This is a genomic window from Streptomyces sp. URMC 127, from assembly GCF_051386535.1.
Taxonomy (GTDB): Bacteria; Actinomycetota; Actinomycetes; order Streptomycetales; family Streptomycetaceae; genus Streptomyces.
Genome location: NZ_JBPQTW010000017.1, coordinates 1 through 21,172, shown reverse-complemented (window position 1 = coordinate 21,172; position 21,172 = coordinate 1). Strand labels below are relative to the sequence as shown.

At 73.4% G+C, this 21,172-nt stretch carries 21 protein-coding genes; 10 read left to right on the top strand and 11 right to left on the bottom strand.

Annotated elements, in window-relative coordinates; genetic code table 11:
• Positions 1–17: 17 nt before the first annotated feature.
• The 3 genes from ptlA (at position 18) to ispH (ending at position 3,531) form a co-directional block, all read left to right on the top strand.
• The gene (ptlA, locus tag ACSNOH_RS06660; RefSeq protein ID WP_436720255.1) at positions 18–1,031 is read left to right on the top strand and encodes a pentalenene synthase; all 1,014 of its coding nucleotides are present in this window, start codon (positions 18–20) and stop codon (positions 1,029–1,031) included.
• Between the two features lie 113 nt (positions 1,032–1,144).
• A complete protein-coding gene (gene ptlI / locus ACSNOH_RS06655) occupies positions 1,145–2,539 on the top strand; it encodes a pentalenene oxygenase (RefSeq protein WP_436720254.1) in 1,395 nt (464 codons plus the stop codon).
• Positions 2,536–3,531, top strand: coding sequence for a 4-hydroxy-3-methylbut-2-enyl diphosphate reductase (gene ispH / locus ACSNOH_RS06650; RefSeq protein ID WP_436720253.1), 996 nt, complete (start codon positions 2,536–2,538; stop codon positions 3,529–3,531). Before ptlI ends, ispH begins: the two co-directional genes overlap by 4 nt.
• A 157-nt stretch (positions 3,532–3,688) precedes the next feature.
• Here ispH and ACSNOH_RS06645 read toward each other — a convergent pair whose 3' ends face one another.
• From ACSNOH_RS06645 to ACSNOH_RS06620, 6 genes are all read right to left on the bottom strand, one after another.
• The gene (locus ACSNOH_RS06645) at positions 3,689–4,264 is read right to left on the bottom strand and encodes a hypothetical protein (protein WP_436720252.1); all 576 of its coding nucleotides are present in this window, start codon (positions 4,262–4,264) and stop codon (positions 3,689–3,691) included.
• Positions 4,264–5,382 carry an ROK family glucokinase gene (locus tag ACSNOH_RS06640; RefSeq protein WP_436720251.1) on the bottom strand — a complete coding sequence of 373 codons (1,119 nt, stop codon included), beginning with the start codon at positions 5,380–5,382 and terminating at the stop codon, positions 4,264–4,266. The genes ACSNOH_RS06645 and ACSNOH_RS06640 overlap by 1 nt, the downstream gene beginning before the upstream one ends.
• A gap of 202 nt (positions 5,383–5,584) precedes the next feature.
• Positions 5,585–6,409, bottom strand: coding sequence for an ATP-binding cassette domain-containing protein (locus ACSNOH_RS06635; RefSeq protein WP_436720250.1), 825 nt, complete (start codon positions 6,407–6,409; stop codon positions 5,585–5,587).
• Positions 6,406–7,458, bottom strand: coding sequence for an ABC transporter permease (locus ACSNOH_RS06630; RefSeq protein ID WP_436720249.1), 1,053 nt, complete (start codon positions 7,456–7,458; stop codon positions 6,406–6,408). Before ACSNOH_RS06630 ends, ACSNOH_RS06635 begins: the two co-directional genes overlap by 4 nt.
• A complete protein-coding gene (locus ACSNOH_RS06625; RefSeq protein WP_436720248.1) occupies positions 7,455–8,435 on the bottom strand; it encodes a sugar ABC transporter substrate-binding protein in 981 nt (326 codons plus the stop codon). The genes ACSNOH_RS06630 and ACSNOH_RS06625 overlap by 4 nt, the downstream gene beginning before the upstream one ends.
• Positions 8,436–8,698: 263 nt before the next feature.
• The gene (locus ACSNOH_RS06620) at positions 8,699–9,448 is read right to left on the bottom strand and encodes a GntR family transcriptional regulator (RefSeq protein ID WP_436720247.1); all 750 of its coding nucleotides are present in this window, start codon (positions 9,446–9,448) and stop codon (positions 8,699–8,701) included.
• Positions 9,449–9,641: 193 nt separating this feature from the next.
• On the opposite strand from ACSNOH_RS06620, the gene ACSNOH_RS06615 reads away from it, so the two are divergent.
• Together ACSNOH_RS06615 and ACSNOH_RS06610 are read left to right on the top strand one after the other, a co-directional pair.
• Positions 9,642–10,283: a LysE family translocator gene (locus ACSNOH_RS06615; protein ID WP_436720246.1), complete on the top strand. Its 642-nt coding sequence runs from the start codon at positions 9,642–9,644 to the stop codon at positions 10,281–10,283.
• Positions 10,284–10,409: 126 nt separating this feature from the next.
• Positions 10,410–11,090 (top strand): DUF6875 domain-containing protein, encoded by a 681-nt coding sequence (locus tag ACSNOH_RS06610; RefSeq protein ID WP_436720245.1) that lies wholly within the window; start codon positions 10,410–10,412, stop codon positions 11,088–11,090.
• Positions 11,091–11,226: 136 nt separating this feature from the next.
• On the opposite strand, the gene ACSNOH_RS06605 is transcribed toward ACSNOH_RS06610, so the two are convergent.
• From ACSNOH_RS06605 to ACSNOH_RS06595, 3 genes are all read right to left on the bottom strand, one after another.
• On the bottom strand, positions 11,227–12,432 hold the full coding sequence (locus tag ACSNOH_RS06605; protein ID WP_436720244.1) for a cytochrome P450 family protein: 1,206 nt from the start codon (positions 12,430–12,432) through the stop codon (positions 11,227–11,229).
• A 129-nt stretch (positions 12,433–12,561) separates the two neighbouring features.
• Complete coding sequence (locus tag ACSNOH_RS06600) at positions 12,562–14,358, bottom strand: coagulation factor 5/8 type domain-containing protein (RefSeq protein WP_436720243.1); 1,797 nt, start codon at positions 14,356–14,358, stop codon at positions 12,562–12,564.
• A gap of 174 nt (positions 14,359–14,532) precedes the next feature.
• Positions 14,533–14,994, bottom strand: a complete 462-nt coding sequence (locus ACSNOH_RS06595; RefSeq protein ID WP_436720242.1) for a ribonuclease domain-containing protein — start codon at positions 14,992–14,994, stop codon at positions 14,533–14,535.
• Positions 14,995–15,216: 222 nt separating this feature from the next.
• On the opposite strand from ACSNOH_RS06595, the gene ACSNOH_RS06590 reads away from it, so the two are divergent.
• From ACSNOH_RS06590 to ACSNOH_RS06575, 4 genes are all read left to right on the top strand, one after another.
• Positions 15,217–15,843, top strand: a complete 627-nt coding sequence (locus ACSNOH_RS06590) for a helix-turn-helix domain-containing protein (RefSeq protein ID WP_436720241.1) — start codon at positions 15,217–15,219, stop codon at positions 15,841–15,843.
• On the top strand, positions 15,840–16,013 hold the full coding sequence (locus tag ACSNOH_RS06585; protein WP_436720240.1) for a DUF6126 family protein: 174 nt from the start codon (positions 15,840–15,842) through the stop codon (positions 16,011–16,013). Before ACSNOH_RS06590 ends, ACSNOH_RS06585 begins: the two co-directional genes overlap by 4 nt.
• Before the next feature lie 153 nt (positions 16,014–16,166).
• The gene (locus ACSNOH_RS06580; RefSeq protein ID WP_436720239.1) at positions 16,167–16,829 is read left to right on the top strand and encodes a transcriptional regulator; all 663 of its coding nucleotides are present in this window, start codon (positions 16,167–16,169) and stop codon (positions 16,827–16,829) included.
• Positions 16,830–16,833: 4 nt separating this feature from the next.
• Positions 16,834–17,385, top strand: coding sequence for a GNAT family N-acetyltransferase (locus ACSNOH_RS06575; protein WP_436720238.1), 552 nt, complete (start codon positions 16,834–16,836; stop codon positions 17,383–17,385).
• Here the strand turns inward: ACSNOH_RS06575 and alc are convergent.
• Positions 17,366–18,517: an allantoicase gene (alc, locus tag ACSNOH_RS06570; RefSeq protein WP_436720237.1), complete on the bottom strand. Its 1,152-nt coding sequence runs from the start codon at positions 18,515–18,517 to the stop codon at positions 17,366–17,368. The genes ACSNOH_RS06575 and alc overlap by 20 nt on opposite strands.
• Positions 18,514–19,860 carry an allantoinase AllB gene (gene allB, locus ACSNOH_RS06565; RefSeq protein WP_436720236.1) on the bottom strand — a complete coding sequence of 449 codons (1,347 nt, stop codon included), beginning with the start codon at positions 19,858–19,860 and terminating at the stop codon, positions 18,514–18,516. The genes alc and allB overlap by 4 nt, the downstream gene beginning before the upstream one ends.
• A 154-nt stretch (positions 19,861–20,014) precedes the next feature.
• Here allB and ACSNOH_RS06560 point away from each other — a divergent pair, with 154 nt between their 5' ends.
• Positions 20,015–20,800 (top strand): IclR family transcriptional regulator, encoded by a 786-nt coding sequence (locus ACSNOH_RS06560; RefSeq protein ID WP_436720235.1) that lies wholly within the window; start codon positions 20,015–20,017, stop codon positions 20,798–20,800.
• Positions 20,801–21,172 lie beyond the last annotated feature (372 nt).

Below are 21,172 nucleotides of genomic sequence, written 5' to 3'. Positions count from 1 at the left end.
ACCCCAAGGATGCCCTCATGCCCCAGGACGTCGACTTCCACATACCCCTGCCGGGCCGGCAGAGCCCGGACTTCGCACGGGCCGACGCCGGTCAGCTCACCTGGCCGCGGTCGCTCGGGCTGATCAACTCCGAGGCGGCGGCGACGCGCCACCTGCGCGGCGGCTACGCCGACCTGGCCTCCCGCTTCTACCCGCACGCCACCGGCGCCGACCTGGACCTGGGCGTCGACCTGATGTCGTGGTTCTTCCTCTTCGACGACCTCTTCGACGGGCCGCGCGGCGAGAACCCGGAGGAGACCAGGCAGCTCACCGACGCGGTCGCGGCGGCGCTGGACGGCCCCCTTCCCGAGACCGCTCCGCCCATCGCCCACGGTTTCGCCGACATCTGGCGGCGTACCAGCGAGGGCATGTCGCCCGCGTGGTGCGCGCGCAGCGCCCGGCACTGGCGCAGCTACTTCGACGGCTACGTCGTCGAGGCGGAGAGCCGCTTCTGGGACGCGCCGTACAACTCCGCGGCCCAGTACCTGGCCGTGCGGCGGCAGACCATCGGGGTGCAGCCGACGGTCGACCTCGCCGAGCGCGTGGGCCGCTTCGAGGTGCCGCACCGGGTCTTCGACAGCGCCGTGCTCTCCGCGATGCTGCAGATCGCAGCCGACGTCAACCTGCTGCTCAACGACATCGCCTCGCTGGAGAAGGAGGAGGCCCGCGGCGAGCAGAACAACATGGTCATGATCCTGCGCCGGGAGCACGGCTGGTCGAAGGACCGCAGCGTCGCCCACATCCAGAGCGAGGTGCACGCCCGGCTGGAGCAGTACCTCCTGCTGGAGTCCTGCCTTCCGCAGGTCTGCGACATCTACCGGCTCGGCGAGGCCGAGCGCGAGGCCGTGGAGCGCTACCGCAACGACGCCGTGCGCACCGTGATCCGCGGTTCCTACGACTGGCACCGCTCCTCGGGCCGCTACGACGCCGAGTTCGCGCTCGCCGCCGGCGCCCAGGGCTATCTGGAGGAGCTCGGCAGCACCGCCCACTAGCGACACCCCGAGCACCCGGCGCCCGCGCCCGGACATCGCGGCGGCTGTCACAGGACCGGAACGGACCGGGACGGCTGTCAACAGATCAGCAAAGACGGGAAGTTGAGATTCGAATGACCGAGCAGACCACCTTCTCGGCGGGAACGGCGCCCGGGGCGCTCCCCGTCGTGGGCCACGCCCTGCAGATGATGCGTCACCCCGTGGACTTCATGACCTCGCTGTCGGCCCACGGCGACCTGGTCGAGATCAAGATCGGTCCCACCACGGCCTACGTCCCGACCCACCCCGAAGTGCTGCGGCAGGTCCTGACCAACGACCGCGTCTTCGACAAGGGCGGCGTCTTCTACGACCGCGCCCGCGACATCGCCGGCAACGGCCTGGTCACCTGCCCGTTCTCCGACCACCGGCGCCAGCGCCGGCTGATGCAGTCGGCGTTCACCCGCGGCCAGCTGAAGCGGTACGCAGAGGCCATGCAGGCCGAGATCGAGGACACGGCGTCGCGCTGGCGGGACGGCATGGTCGTCGACGCGTTCCAGGAGATGTACGGCATGGCCCTGCGCACGGTCGGCCGCACCCTGTACTCCACGCCCGTCAGCCCCGAGCTGGCCGCGAAGGTGGAGCGGTCCTTCGACGTCGTCCTCAACGGCCTGTTCCGGCAGATGTTCCTGCCCGCCTCGGTCCGCCGGCTGCCCCTGCCGTCCCAGCGCCGCTACAAGAGCAACCTGGACTTCCTGCACGCGACCACCCAGCGGCTCATCGACGACTACCGCAGCTCGGACACCGAGCGCGACGACCTGCTCGCGGCCCTGATCGCCTCCCGCGACGAGGACGGCGGCCGGCTCGGCGACAAGGAGATCCACGACCAGGTCATCACCGTCATGGCGGCCGGCACCGAGACCGTCGCCGGCACCCTCACCTGGGTCTTCTACCTCCTCTCCCAGCACCCGGAGATCGAGGCCGCGCTCTACGACGAGATCGACACCGTCCTCGGCGGCCGCGCCCCGCAGTGGGACGACCTGCCGAAGCTCTCCCTGGCCGACCGGATCATCTCCGAGACGCTGCGCCTGCACCCGCCGGCCTGGCTGTTCACCCGGCTGACCACCTCGCCGACCGAGCTCGCGGGCCGCCGGCTGCCCGCCGGCTCCACCGTCGTCTTCAGCCCGGCCGCGGTCGCCCAGTACGAGGGCGCCTTCGACAACCCCGCGAAGTTCGACCCCGACCGCTGGCTCCCGGAGCGCGTCTCGCCGGCTGCCCGCCACGCCTTCGTGCCGTTCGGCACCGGCGCCCGCAAGTGCATCGGCGACCTCTACGCACGCACCGAGGCCACCCTGGGGCTCGCCACGATCCTCGGCCGCTGGCGGGTCGGCTGCGAGCCCGGCATGGACGTCCGCCCCGTCCCGCTGGCCACCGTCTACCACCCGCGCCGGCTGCGCCTGAGGCTCGACGCCCGCACCCCGCGCCGGACGGCCTCCGCCGTCCCGGCCCCGGCCGGGGACGACGCGCCGTGAGCGGAGGGAACCTCGTCCTGGCGCAGCCGCGCGGCTTCTGCGCGGGCGTACGGCGCGCCATCGGCATCGTCGAGCGGGCGCTGGACGTGCACGGGGCGCCGGTGTACGTGCGCAAGGAGATCGTGCACAACCATCACATCGTCGCGGAGCTGGAGAAGCGCGGCGCGGTCTTCGTCGACAGCGAGGAGGAGGTCCCGCACGGCGCGGTCTGCGTCTTCTCCGCGCACGGCGTCTCACCCGCCGTGCGCTCCGCCGCCGCCGGCCGGCGGCTCGACGTCATCGACGCCACCTGCCCGCTGGTCTCCAAGGTCCACCAGGAGGCGGTGCGCTTCGCCCGCGACGGCCGCACCGTCCTCCTCGTCGGGCACGAGGGCCACGAGGAGGTCGAGGGCGTCCTCGGCGAGGCCCCCGGCCGGATCGTCGTCGTCGGGACCGAGGACGACGTACGGCGCCTGCGGCTGCCCGGCGACACCCCGGTCGCCGTCCTCACCCAGACCACCCTCTCGGCCGACGAGACCGCGCGCGTCGTGGCGGCCCTGCGCGCCCGCTTCACCGACCTGGTCACCCCCGGCGACGACATCTGCTACGCCAGCCAGAACCGGCAGAACGCCGTCAAGGACCTCGCCCGCGACCACGACCTCGTCCTGATCGTCGGCTCGCGCAACTCCAGCAACTCGCTGCGCATGGTCGAGGTGGCCCGCGAGCACGGCGCCGCGGCCCATCTCGTGCCCGACGAACGGCATCTCGACGCGGCCTGGCTGAAGGGCGTGTCGTCGGTCGGCATCAGCGCCGGGGCCAGTGCCCCGGAGGTCCTCGTGGACGGGCTCGTCGCCCGGCTGGCCGGGCTCGGCTTCGACCGGGTCGCACTCCAGCGGGGCATCGCCGAGGACGTCGTCTTCTCCATGCCCGGCCGGCTGGCCGACCCGGTCACCGGCCGCGTCCCGCGCACACCGCTGGCCGGCGAGGCCTCGCCGGAGCCCCCGCCTCCCTGACCGCCGGCTGACACGGGCACCGGGCACCGGCACGACGACGTGCCCGGGGGCGCCGGACAGCCGGTCCGCACGGCATGAGCCAGGCCGGAGGCGACCGTGCCGCGCTGTCCGGCTACGGGCACACGCCTCAGGGCGTGGACGCTGCGGGGCACACGCCTCAGGGCGTGGTCGTGGACACGACGAAGACCCGGGGGTACTTCGGGTCGTCGAGGTTGGCGGTGATCTCCAGGGAGGGCTTGGGCTTGTCCTGCTCGACGGTGGCGCCCGCCCACCGGTGGCCCGCGCCGAGGTCCCAGCCGACCTCGGCGGCCTCGTCCTCGTCGATGGTGACCTCGCCGGCCTCCAGGTCGGCGGCGCTGGAGCCGACGTCGGAGAGCCACTTGTCGAACTTCTCGCGCGTGGTGGTGAACTGCAGGAAGAGCGAGCTCGACTTCCACGCGTTGGTCTCGTAGGAGGCGACGTCCTCCGCGTAGGGCGGCACGGTCACCTCGTACAGGCGGCGCTGGAGCCGGGTCGGCCAGCCCTCCTCCAGGCCGGACGCGGCGGCCTGCTCCTTCTTGGACTCGCTGCCGCCGCGGCTCTGCATCGCGGAGATGTAGAGGTAGCCGGCGGGGATGGCGACGAGCAGGAAGACGATCACGGCCTTGAGGCAGCGGCGGCCGAAGCCGCCGCCCGTCCGCGGGGAGCCGGGCGGCAGCGCGGTGAGCTCCGCGGAGTGCTCCGTGGTGGTCATCAGGCCCGGCCCGCCCTGGCGTAGCGCTCGTAGCGCTCCACGCGGCGCCGGTTGGCGCGGCGGAAGCGGCGGGCGACGAGCCGGGCGAGGTCCGCGGCGCCGACCATGCCGGCCTCGGGGCCCAGCTGGGCCTTGACGATGCGGGCCTCGGGGCGGTAGCCGCGGCCGGTGAGGTGGCGGCGGAAGGCGTCCCGGGCGGGGGCGATCAGCAGGTCGTCGGCGGCGCTGACGCCGCCGCCGATGACGAAGCAGGAGGGGTCGAGGGCGGCGGCGAGGTTGGCGATGCCGACGCCGAGCCACTGGCCGATGTCCTGCAGCAGCTCGACGCACATGGCGTCGCCGGAGCGGGCCAGCTCGGTGATGAGGGGGCCGGTGATCTCGGGGATGTTGCCGCCGACGCGGTCGATGATCCCGTAGGCGACGGGGGACTCGGCGGCGGCCAGCTCGCGGGCCTCGCGCACGAGGGCGTTGCCGGAGCTGTACTGCTCCCAGCAGCCGCGGTTGCCGCACGGGCAGCGGTGCCCGCCGGGCACGACCTGCATATGGCCGAATTCGCCGGCGACGCCGAACTTGCCGCGCTTGACCTGGCCGTCCTCCAGGATCGCGCCGCCGATGCCCGTACCGAGCGTGATCATCACGAGGTGGTCCTCGCCGCGGCCGGCGCCGAAGCGCCACTCCGCCCAGGCGGCGGTGTTGGCGTCGTTGTCGACCATGACGGGGACGGCGAGGCGGCCCGCGAGGCGGTCGCGCAGCGGCTCGTTGCGCCAGGACAGGTGCGGGGCGAACAGGACGCGGTTGCGGTCGGCGTCGACCCAGCCGGCCGCGCCGATGCCCACGGCGTGCACGTCGTGCCGGTCGGAGAGGTCGAGCACCAGCTCGACGATGGTGTCCTCGACGACCTTGGGGCTCTTGGACTTGTCCGGCGTCTCGGTGCGGACCTTCTCCAGGATGTTGCCGTCGGCGTCCACGACGCCCGCCATCACCTTGGTGCCGCCGATGTCGATGCCGACGGTGGGGACGCGCGGGGCGGTCAGGTGCGAGCGGCGCTCGCGCGTGCCGACGGTGCGCAGCACGGTGGCCCGTGCCGCGCCGCGGTGGAGCTCGCGGTACATGCTCATGCCACCACCGCCAGGGCGTGGACCTGGGCGGATCTACGGTCGCTCCGGCTGCGTGCTCGCAAGAGTCGTCGTCCCTGCGGTGGTCTCGGGAGGCCGCTGCCTCGTGGATACGGTCCTGGCCGATTGTGCCTCAAGGAAGCGCTGCGTACCGCATCGCCGGGGGCGGGCCCGCTGTCCGCGGGCCCGCCCGGTGAGAGCCTCGTCACTCGCCGCCGGAGCCCGTGGGCTTGCCGCCGATCACGTCCGGGGCGGGGGCCCGCTCCAGCTCGTGGCTGAGCTCGTCGAGCTCGCTGCCGCCCGCCATCTGGCGGGTGAGCTCGTCCAGGGCGATCTCGGACCTGGCGTGGCTGCCGGCCATCGCGCCGCGCTTGAGCAGCACGAAGCGGTCACCGACCAGATACGCGTGGTGCGGATTGTGGGTGATCAACACCACGCCCAGGCCGGCGTCGCGCGCGGCGGCCACGTACTTCAGGACGACGCCGGACTGCTTGACGCCGAGCGCGGCGGTCGGCTCGTCGAGGACGAGCACCTTCGCGCCGAAGTGGACGGCCCGCGCGATGGCCACGCACTGCCGTTCGCCGCCGGAGAGCGTGCCGATGGGCTGGTCGACGTCGCGCAGGTCGATGCCCATGCGCAGCAGCTCCGCGCGGGTGGTCTCGCGCATGTGCTCCACGTCGAGCCGCTTGAAGGGGCCCTTGCCCTTCGTCGGCTCGGAGCCCAGGAAGAAGTTCCGCCAGACCGGCATCAGGGGGACGACGGCGAGGTCCTGGTAGACCGTGGCGATGCCGCGGTCGAGGGCCTCGCGCGGCGAGCCCAGCTTCGTCTCCTCGCCCTCGATCTCGAAGGTGCCGGCGTCGTGCTGGTGCAGACCCGCGATGATCTTGATGAGGGTGGATTTGCCCGCGCCGTTGTCGCCGAGGACGCAGGTGATCTCGCCCGCGTGGACCTCCAGGGAGACCCCTTCGAGGGCGCGGACGTTCCCGTAGAACTTGCTGACGTCCGTCAGCCTGACCAGGGCAGCACTCACTTGCGGGCCTCCGCCCTCTTGCGCACCCAGGCGTTCAGCAGCGTCGCCAGCAGCAGCATCGCGCCCAGGAAGAACTTGAACCAGTCCGGGTTCCACTGCGCGTAGACGATGCCCTTGCTGGCCATGCCGAAGATGAACGCGCCGACCGCGGAGCCGATGGCCGAGCCGTAGCCGCCGGTCATCAGGCAGCCGCCGATGACGGCCGCGATGATGTAAAGGAGCTCGTTGCCGACGCCCTCGCCGGACTGCACCACGTCGTACGACATGAGCAGGTGCTGGCCGGAGATCCAGGCGCAGAAGGCGACCGCCATATAGAGGGCGATCTTGGTGCCCTTGACGGGGACGCCGACCGCGCGGGCCGCCTCCGCTCCGCCGCCGACCGCGAAGATCCAGTTGCCCACGCGGGTGCGGAGCAGGACCCAGGTCGCCAGGGCCACGAGGCCGAGCCACCAGAGGATGGTGACCTGGACGTCCACGCCGCCGATGGTGAAGTGGGAGGCGAAGACCGCCCGGGCCGACTCGAAGCCCTCCATGTCACCGATCGTCTTGGTGGAGACGGTGCCGCCGATCAGTTTGGTGAAGCCCAGGTTCAGCCCGGTCAGCATCAGGAAGGTTGCCAGCGTGATGATGAAGCTGGGCAGCTTGGTGCGGGTGAGCACGAAGCCGTTGAAGAAGCCGACGGCGAGCATGGCGAGCAGCGAGACGCCGGCGCCGACCCAGACGTTGGCCGTCATCTGGTAGCTGAACATCGAGGAGACCAGCGCGGCGCTGGTCACCATCACACCGGCCGACAGGTCGAACTCGCCGCCGATCATCAGCAGCGCCACCGGCACCGCCATGATGCCGATCGTGGAGGACGCGTAGAGCACCGTCGACAGGCTGGACGCCTGCAGGAAGCTGTCGGCGACGAGCGAGAAGAAGACGAAGACGGCGGCGGCGCCGACGACCGATCCCAGCTCGGGGCGGCCGAGGAGGCGGCGCAGGTAGGAGCGGTGCAGCAGCCGCTCGTCGGGGGCGTCCTGGAGGGGGGCCGTGGCGGGGGCGCTCATCGCGTGCCCCGCTTGGCGTACTCGGCGAGCTTCTTGGCGTCGTCCTTGGTGACGATCTGCGGGCCGGTCAGGACCGGGCGCCCGCCGCCGAGCATGTCGCGGTTGTAGCGGTAGAGCCACAGCAGGTCGACGGCCTCGTAGCCCTGCAGGTACGGGTCCTGGTCGACGGCGAAGGCGAGCTTGCCGGACTGCAGGTCCTCGGCGACCTTGCCGTTGAGGTCGAAGGTCGCGACCTCGGCCTTGCTGCCGGCCTGCTCCGCGGCCTTGACGGCGGTGGGGGCGAAGGGCGCACCGAGTGTGACGACGGCGTCGATGTCCTTGTCGGACTGCAGCTTCGCCTCGACCGACGACTGCACGCTCGGCATGTTCGTGCCTTCGACGTAGAGGTTCTGCACCTCGCCCTTGAAGGACTTCTTCACGCCGTCGCAGCGCTGTTCGTGGCCCACGTTGCCCTGCTCGTGCAGGACGCAGACGGCCTTCTTCTTCCCGCGCTCGTTGAGCTGCTCGCCGACGGCCTCGCCGGCGATGATCTCGTCCTGGCCGATGTGGGTGAGCGCGCCGAACTCCCTGGACTTGTCGGAGCCCGAATTCACGGTGATCACCGGGATGCCGGCCTTCTTGGCCTTGGCCACGACGTCCTTCATGGCGTCGGGCTTGGCGAGCGTGACGATCAGGCCGTCGACCTTTTTGTCGATCATGGCCTGGACGCTCTGCGCCTGCTTGTTGCCCTCGGCGTCGTGCGCGTAGAGGAAGTCGATGTTGTCCTTCGCGGCCGCCTGCTTGGCACCGCTCTGGACGATGTCCCAGAAGTTGTCGCCATCGCCCGAGTGGGTGACCATCGCGAAGGTCCAGCGGGGCGTGTCGACCGCGGCGCGCCCCTGGGCGGCCTTGGCGGCCCGCTCCTCCGCGCGCTTGCCGCCCGTAGCGCTGCATCCCGCCAAGGTGGCGCCGAGCACCGCTGCCAGCACGGCGCTCACCGCACGTACGCCTGTCCGAACCCTTGCCACGAGGAGTTGCCCTTCTCACTGTCTGTCACGGTGCGGCCGGGCCGTTTCACGGGCCCAACCGCCCAAGTATCCGTCACCATCCGTCACCGCCGACCGCGGGGGCTTCCGGGGTCCTGCCGGGGGCTGCTGCATGTGGGTGGAGTTCTAGTGGCGGACTCCCGACGGCGTCAAGGTTTTGTCCGGACATTCTGACGGCCTGACGTACGGGCTCGCACGGCGCGGATTCCCCGGCCTCAGGGCCGCACCAGCAGCTGGAACTCGAAGGAGTAGCGCGAGGCCCGGTAGACGTGCGAGCCGAACTCGACCGCGCGCCCCGTGTCGTCGTACGTCGTCCGCTCCATCGTCAGCAGCGGCGCGCCCTCGGGCTCGGCCAGCCGTCCGGCCTCCTCGGCGGTCGCGGCGCGGGCGCCGACCGTCTGGCGGGCGCTGTGCAGCGTGATGCCCGCGGCGCGGACGAGGCGGTAGAGGCCCGTCTCCTCGAACCGCTCGGGGCCGGCGTCGAGGAGCCCCACGGGGAGGTGGTTGCGCAGGTGGGCCATGGGCTCGCCGTGGGCGAGGCGCAGCCGCTCGACGAAGAGCACCTCGCTGCCCTCCGGCACGCCCAGGGCGGCGGCGACGCGGGCCGTGGCAGGCTCGGTCTCGTGGCGCAGCACCCGGGTGGCGGGCCGCTGACCGGCCGCTTCGAGGTCGTCGTAGAGGCTGCTGAGCTCCAGGGGGCGGCGGACCTGGCTGTGCAGCACCTGGGTACCGACGCCGCGGCGGCGGATCAGCAGGCCCTTGTCCACCAGCGACTGGATGGCCTGCCGCACGGTGGGCCGGGAGAGGCCGAGCCGCGCGGCGAGGTCGATCTCGTTGCCGAGCAGGCTGCCGGGGGCGAGTCTGCCCTGTTCGATCGCCGACTCCAGCTGCTGGGACAGCTGGTAGTAAAGGGGGACGGGGCTGCTGCGGTCCAGGCTGAACTGGAGGGGTGGATGGTTCGCCACGCAGGGAGCCTAGCCCTGCGACCGGATGACGGGAAGTTCGCAGGTTAGGTTGTCCTGACATGCAACGGTGCGTATGCGGCATTACCGATACGAGTGACCGCGCCGTCAACCGCGCGCCCCGCACGTGCGTCTAGCGTCATACAAATGTCCATACTGATATCGCTGCATATCCACTGATTTCACCCTAGGGGAGATGGGCAACGCCGTGGAAGAGCTGGCTCTGGGGGTGGCGCTCGGCTTCAGCGCGGGGATCAGCCCGGGCCCGCTGCTCGCGCTGGTGCTGTCCGGCACGCTGCGCGGGGGGCTCGGCGTGGGGCTGCGGGTGGCGGCCGTGCCGCTGCTCACCGACCTGCCCGTGATCGTGCTGTCGGTGACCGTGCTCGCCGTGCTGCCCGAGCGGGCGATCGCGGCGGGCGGTGTGCTGGGCGGAGTCTTCCTCGCCTGGCTGGCCGTCACGACGCTGCGCGAGGCCCGGACCGCCGAGGTGCCCGAGGCGCACGACGACGAGCAGGCCCGGCTGCGGGGCCGGCGGACGCTGTGGCAGGGGGCACTGGTCAACCTGCTCAGCCCGCACCCGTGGATGTTCTGGCTGACGACGGGGGCACCCCTGCTCGTGGCCGCCTGGCGCGACGGCCCGCCCGGCGCGGGCGGCTTCCTCTTCGGCTTCTACGGGCTGCTGGTCGGCAGCAAGGCCGCGCTCGCGGTCGTGGTCTCGCGGGCCCGGAACCGGATCGGCACCCGCGGCTACCGGCTGCTGCTCGGCGGCGCCGGCGTACTGCTGCTGGCGGCCTCGGCCGTACTGCTGGTGGAGTTCGGCTCGGCGCTGGCGGCGTAGCCGTTCCGGTCACGTTGAGCCGTCCGGCAGCGGCGCAATCAAGGTATTCCGCCCATATCTCTCAACCTCTCCCGCCGTCCGAACGGTCCCCCCGGTCACAGACACCGTGACCACGGGGGGACACCCATGAACCACGGAAACGCACCGGCCGACCTCCTCGCCCGCATCCGGCTGTACGACGAGCGGGAGGCCGCGGCCCACGAGCTGCTCGGGCCCGTCGCCGGCTGGATCAGCGGGCACGTCGCCCGGCCCCACCCCGACCTCGGCCGCCGCGGCGCGGTCTGCCCGTTCGTCCCGCTCGCGCAGCGGCTCGGGCTGATCCGCTTCGCCCTCGCCGACCCGCCCGTGCGCGACGAGGACGGGCTCCTGGCCGCCGTCGCCGCGCTCAAGGCGCACTGGCTGGCCATGGAGCCGCGCAGGGGCCAGCACACGATCGACAAGACCGTCGTCCTCGTCCTGCCCGGGGTGGCCGCGGAGACCGTCGTCCGCGTCCACGAGCGGCTCAAACCGCAGTTCGTGGCCGACGGGCTGATGCTCGGGGAGTTCTACCCCGGGCACCCCGGGCCGGGGCTGCACAACCCCGGCTTCCGCCCGCTGCACAGCGACGTCCCGCTGCTCGTCGCCCGCAGCATGGTCGGCAACGACCTGCCGTTCCTCACCGAGCGGCGTTACCCGCCCGCCCGGCGCGCCGGCTTCATAGAGGCCTTCCTGCGGCACCAGACGAGCGCGAGCGCCGGCACGAGGGAGCGGGCGCGGGCCGAACTCGAAGAGGCCCGCGACGAGCTGGGACACCTGCCGCCGGCCTGATCCCGGAAGGACCGGGCCCCGGTCCCGGCCCGGCCGGGGCCCGGTTCCTGCACGACCGGGGCCAGTCCCGCACTACCGGGGCCCAGTCCTTGCATGACCGGGGCCCGGTACGCCTCTCGGAGGAGCTCCGTACGCCTCAGAAGCGGACCGGCAGCCGGTGCGGGCCGCGGATGAGGAGGCCGTCGCGCCAGGTGAGGGAGTCCGGATGGGCGTCGAGGGCGAGCTCCGGGCAGCGCTCCAGCAGCGAGCTGATGGCGATCCGGGCCTCCAGACGGGCCAGCGGCGCCCCGAGGCAGTAGTGGATGCCGTGCCCGAAGGCCACGTGCCCGCGGGCGTCGCGCCGGATGTCGAACCGCCCGGCGTCCGGGAAGCGGGCCGGATCGCGGTCGGCGTCGGCGAGCACGGGGAGCACGAGCTCGCCCCCGCCGGGTATGAGCGTGCCGCCGATCTCGATCGGCTCGGTGGTGAAGCGGTACGTGGGCGTCTCCAGCGGCCCGTCGTAGCGCAGCATCTCCTCGACGGCGTTCTCCAGCAGGCCGGGGTCGGCGCGCAGGTCTGCCAGCTGGGCGGGGTGCTGCAGGAGGGCGAGGACACCGTTCGAGATCAGGTTCACCGTGGTCTCGTGGCCGGCGACCAGGAGCAGCCACGCCGTGCCGATGAGCTCCTCGGGCGAGAGCCGGTCGCCGTCCTCGTCCGCGGTGCTGATCAGGGCGCTCAGCAGGTCGTCACCGGGCTCCTGCCGCTTGGCGGCGACGAGCCCGGTCAGGTAGGCGGTGACCTCGCGGGCGACGACCGCCTTCTCCTCGGCCGGCGCGGCGCCCAGGCTGGTGTTCGACCAGTGGCGGAAGGCCGCGCGGTCGAGGGAGGGCACGCCGAGCAGCTCGCAGATGACGCCCATGGGCAGCGGGAAGGACAGGGCCTCCACCAGGTCGGCGCGGCGGCCGGGCGCGGCCAGCATCGCGTCGAGCAGCTCGTCCGTCATCTGCTGCACGCGCGGTGCCATCTCCTCCACGCGCCGCGGCGTGAACTCCTTGGCGACGAGCTTGCGCAGCCGGGTGTGGTCCGGTGCGTCCAGGACCAGCATGTTCGGCCCGGCGGAGGCGCGGATGAGGCTGATGTCCGAGGAGGCCCGCGACCAGTCCTTCGTCAGCCGGGGGTCGTTGAGCGCGGCGCGCACCTCGTCGTAGCCGACGACGAGCCAGGCGTCGGCGCCTTCGGGCATGCGCACCCGGTGCACCGGCCCTCTCGCGCGCAGCCCGGCGTAGACGCGGTGCGGGTCCCGGGCGAACTCCTCGCCCATGGCCGCGAGATCGACGATCGCTTCCGCTTCTGCCGCTGTCATGCCGTTCCCCCCTCGCCTTCCCCCTCGCTCCGGAGTGATCCTCCGGAATGATCAGCATGGTTGACGGAGAGTGATCGACTCAAGGGCGATTTTCAGACAGCAGTTCGGACAAGGCGCCCCGGGCGTCGCTCACGGCCAGGAACGGAGGGTCGCGGTCTTCGTCCCGGCGCCGACCGGGCCCCCGCTGTCGCCGGCGACGTGCCGGTACGCGCAGTCACCGCCGAGCGAGACGGCGATCAGGCTGTGGAGCCGGACGCCGGGCCGGCGCGGCGCCTCGAAGGCGCGGCGGGTCGTAAGGCCGCTCGCGGACATGAAGTGGCAGTAGCTGCCCAGGCCCCACGCCTCGTGGCGGGTCACGGACGGGGCGACCCGGTAGGCGGGCGGGCCCTCGCCGCCGCGCTCGCTCCAGGCGGCGCGGCCGGGAGGATCGTAGGGCAGCTCGTTCTGGAAGAAGTACGTGCGGCCGCCGTCGCCGTTCCAGAGCACCTGGTGCCGCTGGTAGTGCTCCGCGAAGAGCCCGTACATGATGACGTTCCGGCCGTCGACGACGAGTCCTTCGGCGGCGGGGTTGACGGTCCATCCGACGCCGGTGCCGTGGTCGGCCCGCCACAGCCACAGGTCGTCGCCGATGAGGTCCGAGCTGTGCACCACCAGGCTCCTGACGGCACGTGCGGGACCGGCGCCGCCCACCCGGAAGAACACGTCGTGCAGCGAGACGGGGTCGGCGGCATGGCGCCGCCGGGCGCCGGGCGGGCCGATCTCCATGAGCGCGGGCGAGGCCGCGGGGCCGGCGTCCACCAGCAGGCCCGCGATGCGCACGCCGTCGACGTCGGCGACGGTCAGGGCGGCGGTGCCGCGGTCGGGAACGAGCGTCGCGAGTCCCAGGCCGAGCACGACGGTGCCGGGACGGGTGACGCGCAGGGGCCGGTCCAGGTGGTGCACCCCGGGCGTGATCAGCAGGTCCTTGCCCGCCGCGAGCGCCTCGTTGACACGGGCGGCGCGCGTGCCCGGCCGGACGACGAAGAAGCGCCCGAGGGGACGGGAGCTGCCGGGCGGCACGGCGCCCCCGGACCAGGTGGTGCCGCGGGCGGCCCTGCGCAGGGCGGGGACGAAGACGCGGTAGGCGCCGGCCCGGTCGACGTACAGGAAGGGCTTCTCGCGGACGACGGGGGTGCGGTCCACGCTCGTGCGGGGCGGGTCGGGGAAGGTCGTCGGCGGGGCGTTTCGGACCCCGGCGAACACCATGTTCCAGATGGCGCCCGACCAGCCGCCACGGAGCTCGCTGTCGCGCGTGAGCCACTGCTGCTGGGTGCCGGAGAGCACCTTCCCGTCGATCAGCGAGTCGGCGATGAAGCCGCCGCTGGACCAGCCGCCGTCGTCGAGGAGGAGGTCGCCGCGCAGGTGCACGCGGCGGTACGGGGCGGCCTGCGCGACGGCCCAGCGGTCGGCGCCGGAGGCGGGGACCACGGAGAGGTTCTCGGCCGCGCGCCAGAAGTTCTGCGTCGCGTTGCCCTGCAGCCAGTCGGCCTCGGCGTGCACCGCACCCTTGACGGTGACGTCGCCGGGGCGCAGGCCGAGGCCCGCGACCTGGGTGTAGAAGCCGACGTTGACGTCCACGTCGTAGGTGCCCGGCTTGAAGAGCAGCGCCTCGCGGCCGGGGCCGAACTGGGCGCGCTCCTGGCGCCGGAAGACCTCGTCGAGCGTGCGCTGGATGCGCTCCCTGGGCATCGAGGGGTCGAAGACGTGGACGCCCGGCCCCAGATCCGGCGTGCCGGGGGCGTCCGGCGCGGCGGGAGCAGCGGGAGCGGGGAGCGGCTCGGACGGCCGCTGCGGGGCGCAGCCGAGGGCGAGGCAGACGGTGGCCGCGGCGGCGAGGGCGGCGGTGCCGAGGCGGGCTCGGCACCGCGCGGGCCGGGTTCTGGACAAGGGCCGGTGTCTCCTCACGCGTCGGTCGGCTGCCCGGTGACCGGACCAACTCGTTTCCGGGCGTGAGGAGACGCTTCACGGGCGGATTCCGCCCGGATGGCGCTGGGATGACGACCGCCGGCGGACCAGTGCCGGAGGACTACGTCCGGAGGACGGCCGTCGGTTGACGACCGGTCAGCAGGTGAAGTCGATCAGGTTGAACGTCGCGTAGTGGTCCCCGGTGTAGTAGTCCTCGTGGTCGCCCTGGCCGGTGACGATGCGGCGCGCACCGCGGTCCGGCGAGCCCGGGGTCTTGACCGTGTACTCGTGGTAGTAGCCCGCGTCGTGCTTGGGCAGGACGCCTTCGCGGTTGGAGAAGACCGTGCCGTCCTTGGGGTACGGGAACGGGCCGCCCGCGTCGATAAGACGCAGGGTGTCGCCGGCCTGTGCGGGCAGCGCGGACTTGCAGACGTTGCCGACGGCCTTCACGGAGACGACGGAGACGGGCGCCTGGGCGGTGACGGCGGGGGCCGCGTGGCCGGCGAGGGGCGCGGCGACGGCCGTTCCGCCGGTGAACAGGGCCGAGGCCAGCGCGGCGAGGACGGCCGTGCGGGCGAAGCGCGAGGAACGCGCCGTGCGATGGGGGGTTGACTTCATGACGCCAGCATGACGCGCGTAGCGCATGTCATGTCAATGACAATCCACTACTGTTTTCCTGCTGTTAACCGGAGGCGCCGTCCGACCGGGCGGAACCTTTGCCTCCGCTTCCGCCCCTGATCCGCCCCACCGCTTCCGCCCCCGCTTCCGCCCTGGCGCGGCGTCTTTGCCCCTGAGGCAAAAGTTTTGCCTCAGGGGCAGGGCGGGTCCTATACCGGAAGCATGACACCGCTGCCCGACGAGCCCGCGGCCGACCTGCCCGCGGTCGCCCCGCGCCTGCGTGACCTGCGCACGCGCAGCGGGCTGACCCTGGAGGCCGCCGCCGCCCGCGCCGGCCTGTCCCCCGCCCACCTGTCCCGGCTGGAGACCGGCCGGCGGACGCCGTCCCTGCCGATGCTGCTCGCCCTGGCCCGCACGTACGGAACGACGGTATCCGACCTGCTGGGCGAGGCGGCGCCGGAGCGCGATCCCATCGTGCGCGCGAGCCGCATGGAGCCGCAGCTCGCGGGCGGCTGGACGTACTGGCGGGCCGGCGGCTCGGGCCGCGCCATGCAGGCCCTGCGGCTGCACGTGCCGCCGGAGGCGGGCGGCCAGGCCGAGCTGGTCCGCGTCCACCCGGGCGAGGAGTGGCTGTACGTCACGGGCGGGCGGCTGCGCCTCACGCTGGGCGGGAGCACCCACCTCCTGGACCCCGGCGACGCCGCCCACTTCGACTCGCTCACCCCGCACCGCATCGCCGCCGCGTCGCGCGGCGGGGCCGACCTGCTGTTCATGCACACGCTGCTGCAGAGCGGCGCGACCGAGCTGTGCCTCGGGGGCGCCGCGCCCACCCGGAGGGGAATGCCGTGAACGACGCCCTGCACCACCCCGCGAACGACGCGTCCGCACAGGCCGGAAAGCGCATGGACGAAGAGGACCGGGCCCCCATGGGGATGACCGTCCGCGTCATCATCTACCTCGTCGCCGTCCACTTCTTCGCGGCCTTCCTGTTCCTCCTCTTCTTCCTCGCGGGGGGCTGATTCCTCGCGGGGGGGGGGCTGCCCCCTCTCCCGCTGTTTTCTCCCTGCCCGGCACGGATTCCTGCCGGGTCCGGGCGCTCCCCTGGCGCTACGATCGCGGAGGCGGCGCAGCGTGGCACAGGGGTGGCCCGTCCGGGCCGGGAAGGCGGAGCGATGACCCGTACGGCCCAGGAGGTACTGGCGGACGCGGTGCGCGGTCTCGCGCCCGCCGAGGGCGCCAACCGGCTCGTCCCGCGGATCGCCGCCGGCGAGGCCCCGCGCGAGGTGTTCGCCGCGTTCGCCCTGGAGCAGCACCACGTCATCACGAGCGACCGCCGCAGCTTCGCCCACCTCGCCGGTCGCGCGGCCGCCGCGCAGCCGGCCGTGGCGGGCTTCTTCGAGGCCCTCGTCCAGGGCGAGGACCTGGCCCTCGGCCTGCTCGGGCCGCTGGTGGCGGCGTGCGGGCTGAGCGAGGAGGCCGTCCGCGCGCACGAGCCCCGCCCCGGCTGCCAGGCCTACCCCTCGTACGCGGCGTGGCTCGCGCTCGGCGCGGAGCCCGCCGACGTCGTGGTCGCCCTGAGCGCCAACTTCGCGGCGTGGGGCGGCTACTGCGCCGCGGTCGGCGCGGCCCTGCGCGAGCACTACGGCTTCGACAACCCCGCCTGCGGATTCTTCGACTTCTTCGCCGGGCCCGCGCCCGAGCTGCAGGAGCGGGCCGCCGAGGCCGTTGACGCCGGCCTGGCGAGCGGCCGGCTGTCCGAGCCGCTCGCCCACCGTTACGGACGGCTGCTGCAGGCCTACGAGTTGATGTTCTGGGACGCGCTCGATGTAGATTGAACGCATGCCGGGACCCGACCTTGCCGCAGCCGTCGTCTACCGCCCCGCGCTCCCCGGTGAGCACGCCGCGGCCGAGGCGATCGACAACTCCTTCACGACGGGCACCGTCCTGGAAGTCACCGCTTCGGACGAGGCGTTCCGGCTCCGGGAGACGCCCGTCGACCCGCCCCTGCGCAAGGTGTATCCGGACGAAGACGAGGAGGCCGGGGGTGACGAGGAGGACGCCCAAGTCATCGTGGCACTCTCCGGGGACGAACTGTGCGGCGCCATCACCCTCACGCACGAGGAGTGGAACCACCGGCTGGTGATTGCCGACATCCGGGTGGCACCCGCGCACCGCGGCCGCGGCATCGGCCCCGCCCTCATGGAGCACGGCCTGGCCCACGGCCGGCAGCTCGGCGCCCGCACGGCCTGGCTGGAGGTGACGAACGTCAACGCTCCGGCCGTACGGGCCTACCGCCGCATGGGGTTCGCGCTGTGCGGCCTGGACACCTCCCTCTACCGGGGGACGGCGTCGGAGGGCGAGACCGCCTTGTTCATGAGCCGGCCGCTCTGAGGCTCCGCTCCCCCGCCTCCGTCAGCGAGCCGTGCACCCGCAGCCGGGCCACGCCGCCGTCCGGGTGGATGTCGACGCGCACGTGCGTCGCCACAGGCGCGCCCTCCAGGGGGATCCGGTGCACGGTGTCGGGCTGCAGGCGGGTCCGCGGCAGGACCACCGTCCAGCCTGCGGAGGCGTCGGCCGGGTCAGCGCCGGCGGCGGCGTCCAGGGCGGACACCTCGGCCCAGCCCGGGGCGTTGCCCTTGTAGCAGCCCGTGTCGATCTCCAGGGCGCGCAGGACGGCCTGCCCGGTGAGGCGGTAGCGGACCCAGTCGTGTCCGTCGTCACGGCGGCGGCGCGTCTCCCAGCCGTCGTCCATCTTCTGCGACCGCCCGGGCAGGACGCTGTTGAGCGGGGAGGAGTAGAAGCGGTCCGAGGCGTCCTCGGGCAGGCCGCCGTTCTCCAGCGCGGCGAGGTCGAAGGTGCCGAGGGCGGCGAGCCAGTCCGCGTCGGGGCGCACCTCGCCGTGCGCGCGGAGCCGGGCGATCCCCCCGTCGGGGTACTGACACAGCTTCAGGTGGGTGAAGCGCTCCCCGGCGTGCACGGCGAAGCCGTTGGCCGCGTGACCGCCGACGGGGGTGCGCGGCACGAGGACCGTCCACGTCACGCCGTCGGCGAGCAGTTCCTCCGGTGAGGGCGTGCCCGGCAGGCAGGTGGCTTCCACGGACACGGACTGCGGGTGGTTGCCGCGGAAATGGGCGGTGTCGACGACGACGCCGCGGATGACGCCGGGGGCGCCGAGGCGGATCAGGGCCCAGTCGTGGTCGTCCTCGGCGGGATACGGGCGGGCGGCGTCGGCACCGCGCCTGCGGCGCGTCTCCCAGCCGTCCATGACCTTGCCCTTGTGACCGAAGAGGCGGGCGTCGAAGTGCGCGGGGGCGGGAGTGAGGAGATTCTCGCGATCGGCGAAGAACTCGTCGTTGGCGGCGACGACGCTGCCGCCGAGGCGGCGGTCGGCGAGGTCGGGGAGGGCGGCGAAGGGGAGGGGGGCGGAGCGGTAGTCGGCGTACGGGTCGCCGCCCGCGTACGGTGCGGCGCCGCCCGTGAAGGAGGGTATGCCGCCGGGGCTGTGGTCCGGGGTGCCGGTCATGCGCTGCGCTGCCTTTCGAGGAGGAGGCCGGCGGGCGGCTCGGCGAGGGCGCCGTCGCGGGCGATCCTGCGGCCGCGCAGCCAGGTGGACCGCACGACGCCGTGGAGGGTGCGGCCGGCGTAGGCGGTGACGTGGTTGCGGTGGTGGAGGGCGGCCGGATCGACGGTGAAGGCCGCCTCGGGGTCGAGGACGGTGAAGTCGGCGTCGCGGCCGGGCGCGACGGCGCCCTTGCGGTGCAGGCCCGCGAGGGCGGCGGGGCCGGCGGACATCCAGCGGGCGACGTCGGCGAGGGTGTGCCCGCGGCGGCGGGCCGCGGTCCAGACGGCGGGCAGGCCGAGCTGGAGGGAGGAGATGCCGCCCCAGGCGGCGCCGAAGTCGGGGACCTTCAGGTCGGTGGTGCAGGGCGAGTGGTCCGAGACGACGCAGTCGAGGGTCCCGTCCGCGAGGGCCGCCCACAGGGCGTCCTGGTTGGCGGCCTCCCGGATGGGCGGGCAGCACTTGAACTCGGTGGCGCCGTCCGGGACTTCCTCGGCGGTCAGGGTCAGGAAGTGCGGGCAGGTCTCCGCGGTGACGGGCACGCCGTCCGCCTTCGCCGCGGCGATCGCGGGGAGGGCGTCCGAGGACGACAGGTGCAGGATGTGCACGCGCGTGCCCAGGCGCCGCGAGACGGCGATGAGCCGGTCCACGGCCTCGTTCTCGGCGGCGCGGGGGCGGGAGGCGAGGAAGTCGGCGTAGCGGGGCCCGCCGCGCTGCGGGGCGCGCTCCAGGCGGGCGGGATCCTCGGCGTGCACGATCAGCAGGCCGCCCAGGCCGGCGATGCGGGCCGCGGCGGTCTCCAGGTCGCCCGGGGCGAGGGAGGGGAACTCCTCGACGCCCGACGGCGACAGGAACGCCTTGAAGCCGAAGACGCCCGCCTCGTGCAGGGGGCCGAGGTCCGCCGTGTTCCCCGGCAGGGCGCCGCCCCAGAAGCCGACGTCGACGTGGGCGGCGGGGCGGGCCACGGCCTGCTTCGCCCGCAGGTGGGCGACGGTGGTGGTGGGCGGGATGCTGTTGAGCGGCATGTCGAGGAGCGTGGTGACGCCGCCGGCCGCGGCGGCGCGCGTGGCCGTGCGGAAGCCCTCCCAGGCGGTGCGGCCGGGGTCGTTGACGTGCACGTGGGTGTCGACGAGTCCGGGCAGCAGGGCGTCGTCGCCCAGGTCCGTCACGGCCGCGCCGGGCGGCGGGGCGGCCCCGTACGGGCCGACCGCGGTGATCGTGCCGTCCGTGACGGTGACGGCGGCCGGGCGGACGCCCTCCGGGGTGACGACGCGCGTCGAGCGCAGGACCAGCGTTTCCGTGGACATGCCGGACACGCCCCCTCCCGGAAATTCAACAATCTGTTGAACGGCGTGGGGGCAGTCTTCTGCCGCTCCCCTCACCCGTCAAGACCTCCGGCGGCGGAGCGGCGCGGTGGGAGCCCGGTAGGCTGCTCCCACCCCGTACCCGAAAGGACCTGCCGTGCCCCCGTCCGCCGAGCCCCGCACCCCCACTCCCAGTGGAGGCGTCCAGTCCCTGGAGCGCGCCTTCGACCTGCTGGAGCGGATGGCCGACGCGGGCGGCGAGGTCGGGCTGAGCGAGCTGGCCACGAGCAGCGGGCTGCCGCTGCCGACGATCCACCGGCTCATGCGCACGCTCGTCGCCTGCGGGTACGTCCGCCAGCAGCCCAACCGGCGGTACGCGCTCGGGCCGCGGCTGATCCGGCTCGGCGAGAGCGCCTCCCGGCTGCTGGGCACGTGGGCCCGGCCGCACCTGGCGCGGCTGGTCGAGGAGACCGGCGAGACGGCGAACATGGCGCTGCTCGACGGCGACGAGGTCGTCTACGTCGCCCAGGTGCCCTCGCGGCACTCCGTGCGGATGTTCACCGAGGTGGGGCGGCGGGTGCTGCCGCACACCACGGGCGTGGGCAAGGCGCTGCTCGCGCAGAGCCCCGACGACGAGGTGCGCTCGATCCTCGCCCGGACGGGCATGCCGGCCGCGACCGAGAAGACCATCACCACGCCCGAGGACTTCCTGGAGGCGCTGGGGCGCGTGCGCGAGCACGGCTACGCGGTGGACGACAACGAGCAGGAGATCGGCGTGCGGTGCCTGGCCGTGCCGGTGCCGGACTCGCCCACCGTGGCGGCCATCTCCATCTCCGGCCCCGCGGGGCGGGTGACGGACGCGGCGACGGAACGCATCGTCCCCCTTCTGAAGGAAGTCGCCGCGGCCCTCTCGACGGACCTCGCGGGCGCGGCGACCGCCTGAGGCTTCTCCGGCCGCGGGTCCTGAGCGGTTCCGGCACCGCCGGCCGGGTTGACAGTGGCTGATCACCGCCGCGGCGGAGGGAATGTGCCGTGCCGGCACGGCCCGCGCGCCCCGCACACCCCCTCCGCCGCCGCGGCGTGCAACCAGCATGGTGGAGCCCGGCGGTACCGGACCGACGGCAGTACGGCACCGCCGGTCGGGTTGACGGGTGGCTGATCGCCGTCGCGGCGGAGGAAATGTGCCGAGTCGGCACGACCCACGCGCCCCGCACACCCCCCTCCGCCGCCGCGGCGCGCAACCACCGCCGTGGAGCCCGGCGGTGCCGAGGCAGCGGCAAGTACGGCACCGCCGGAACGGCCGGCGGTGCCGTAC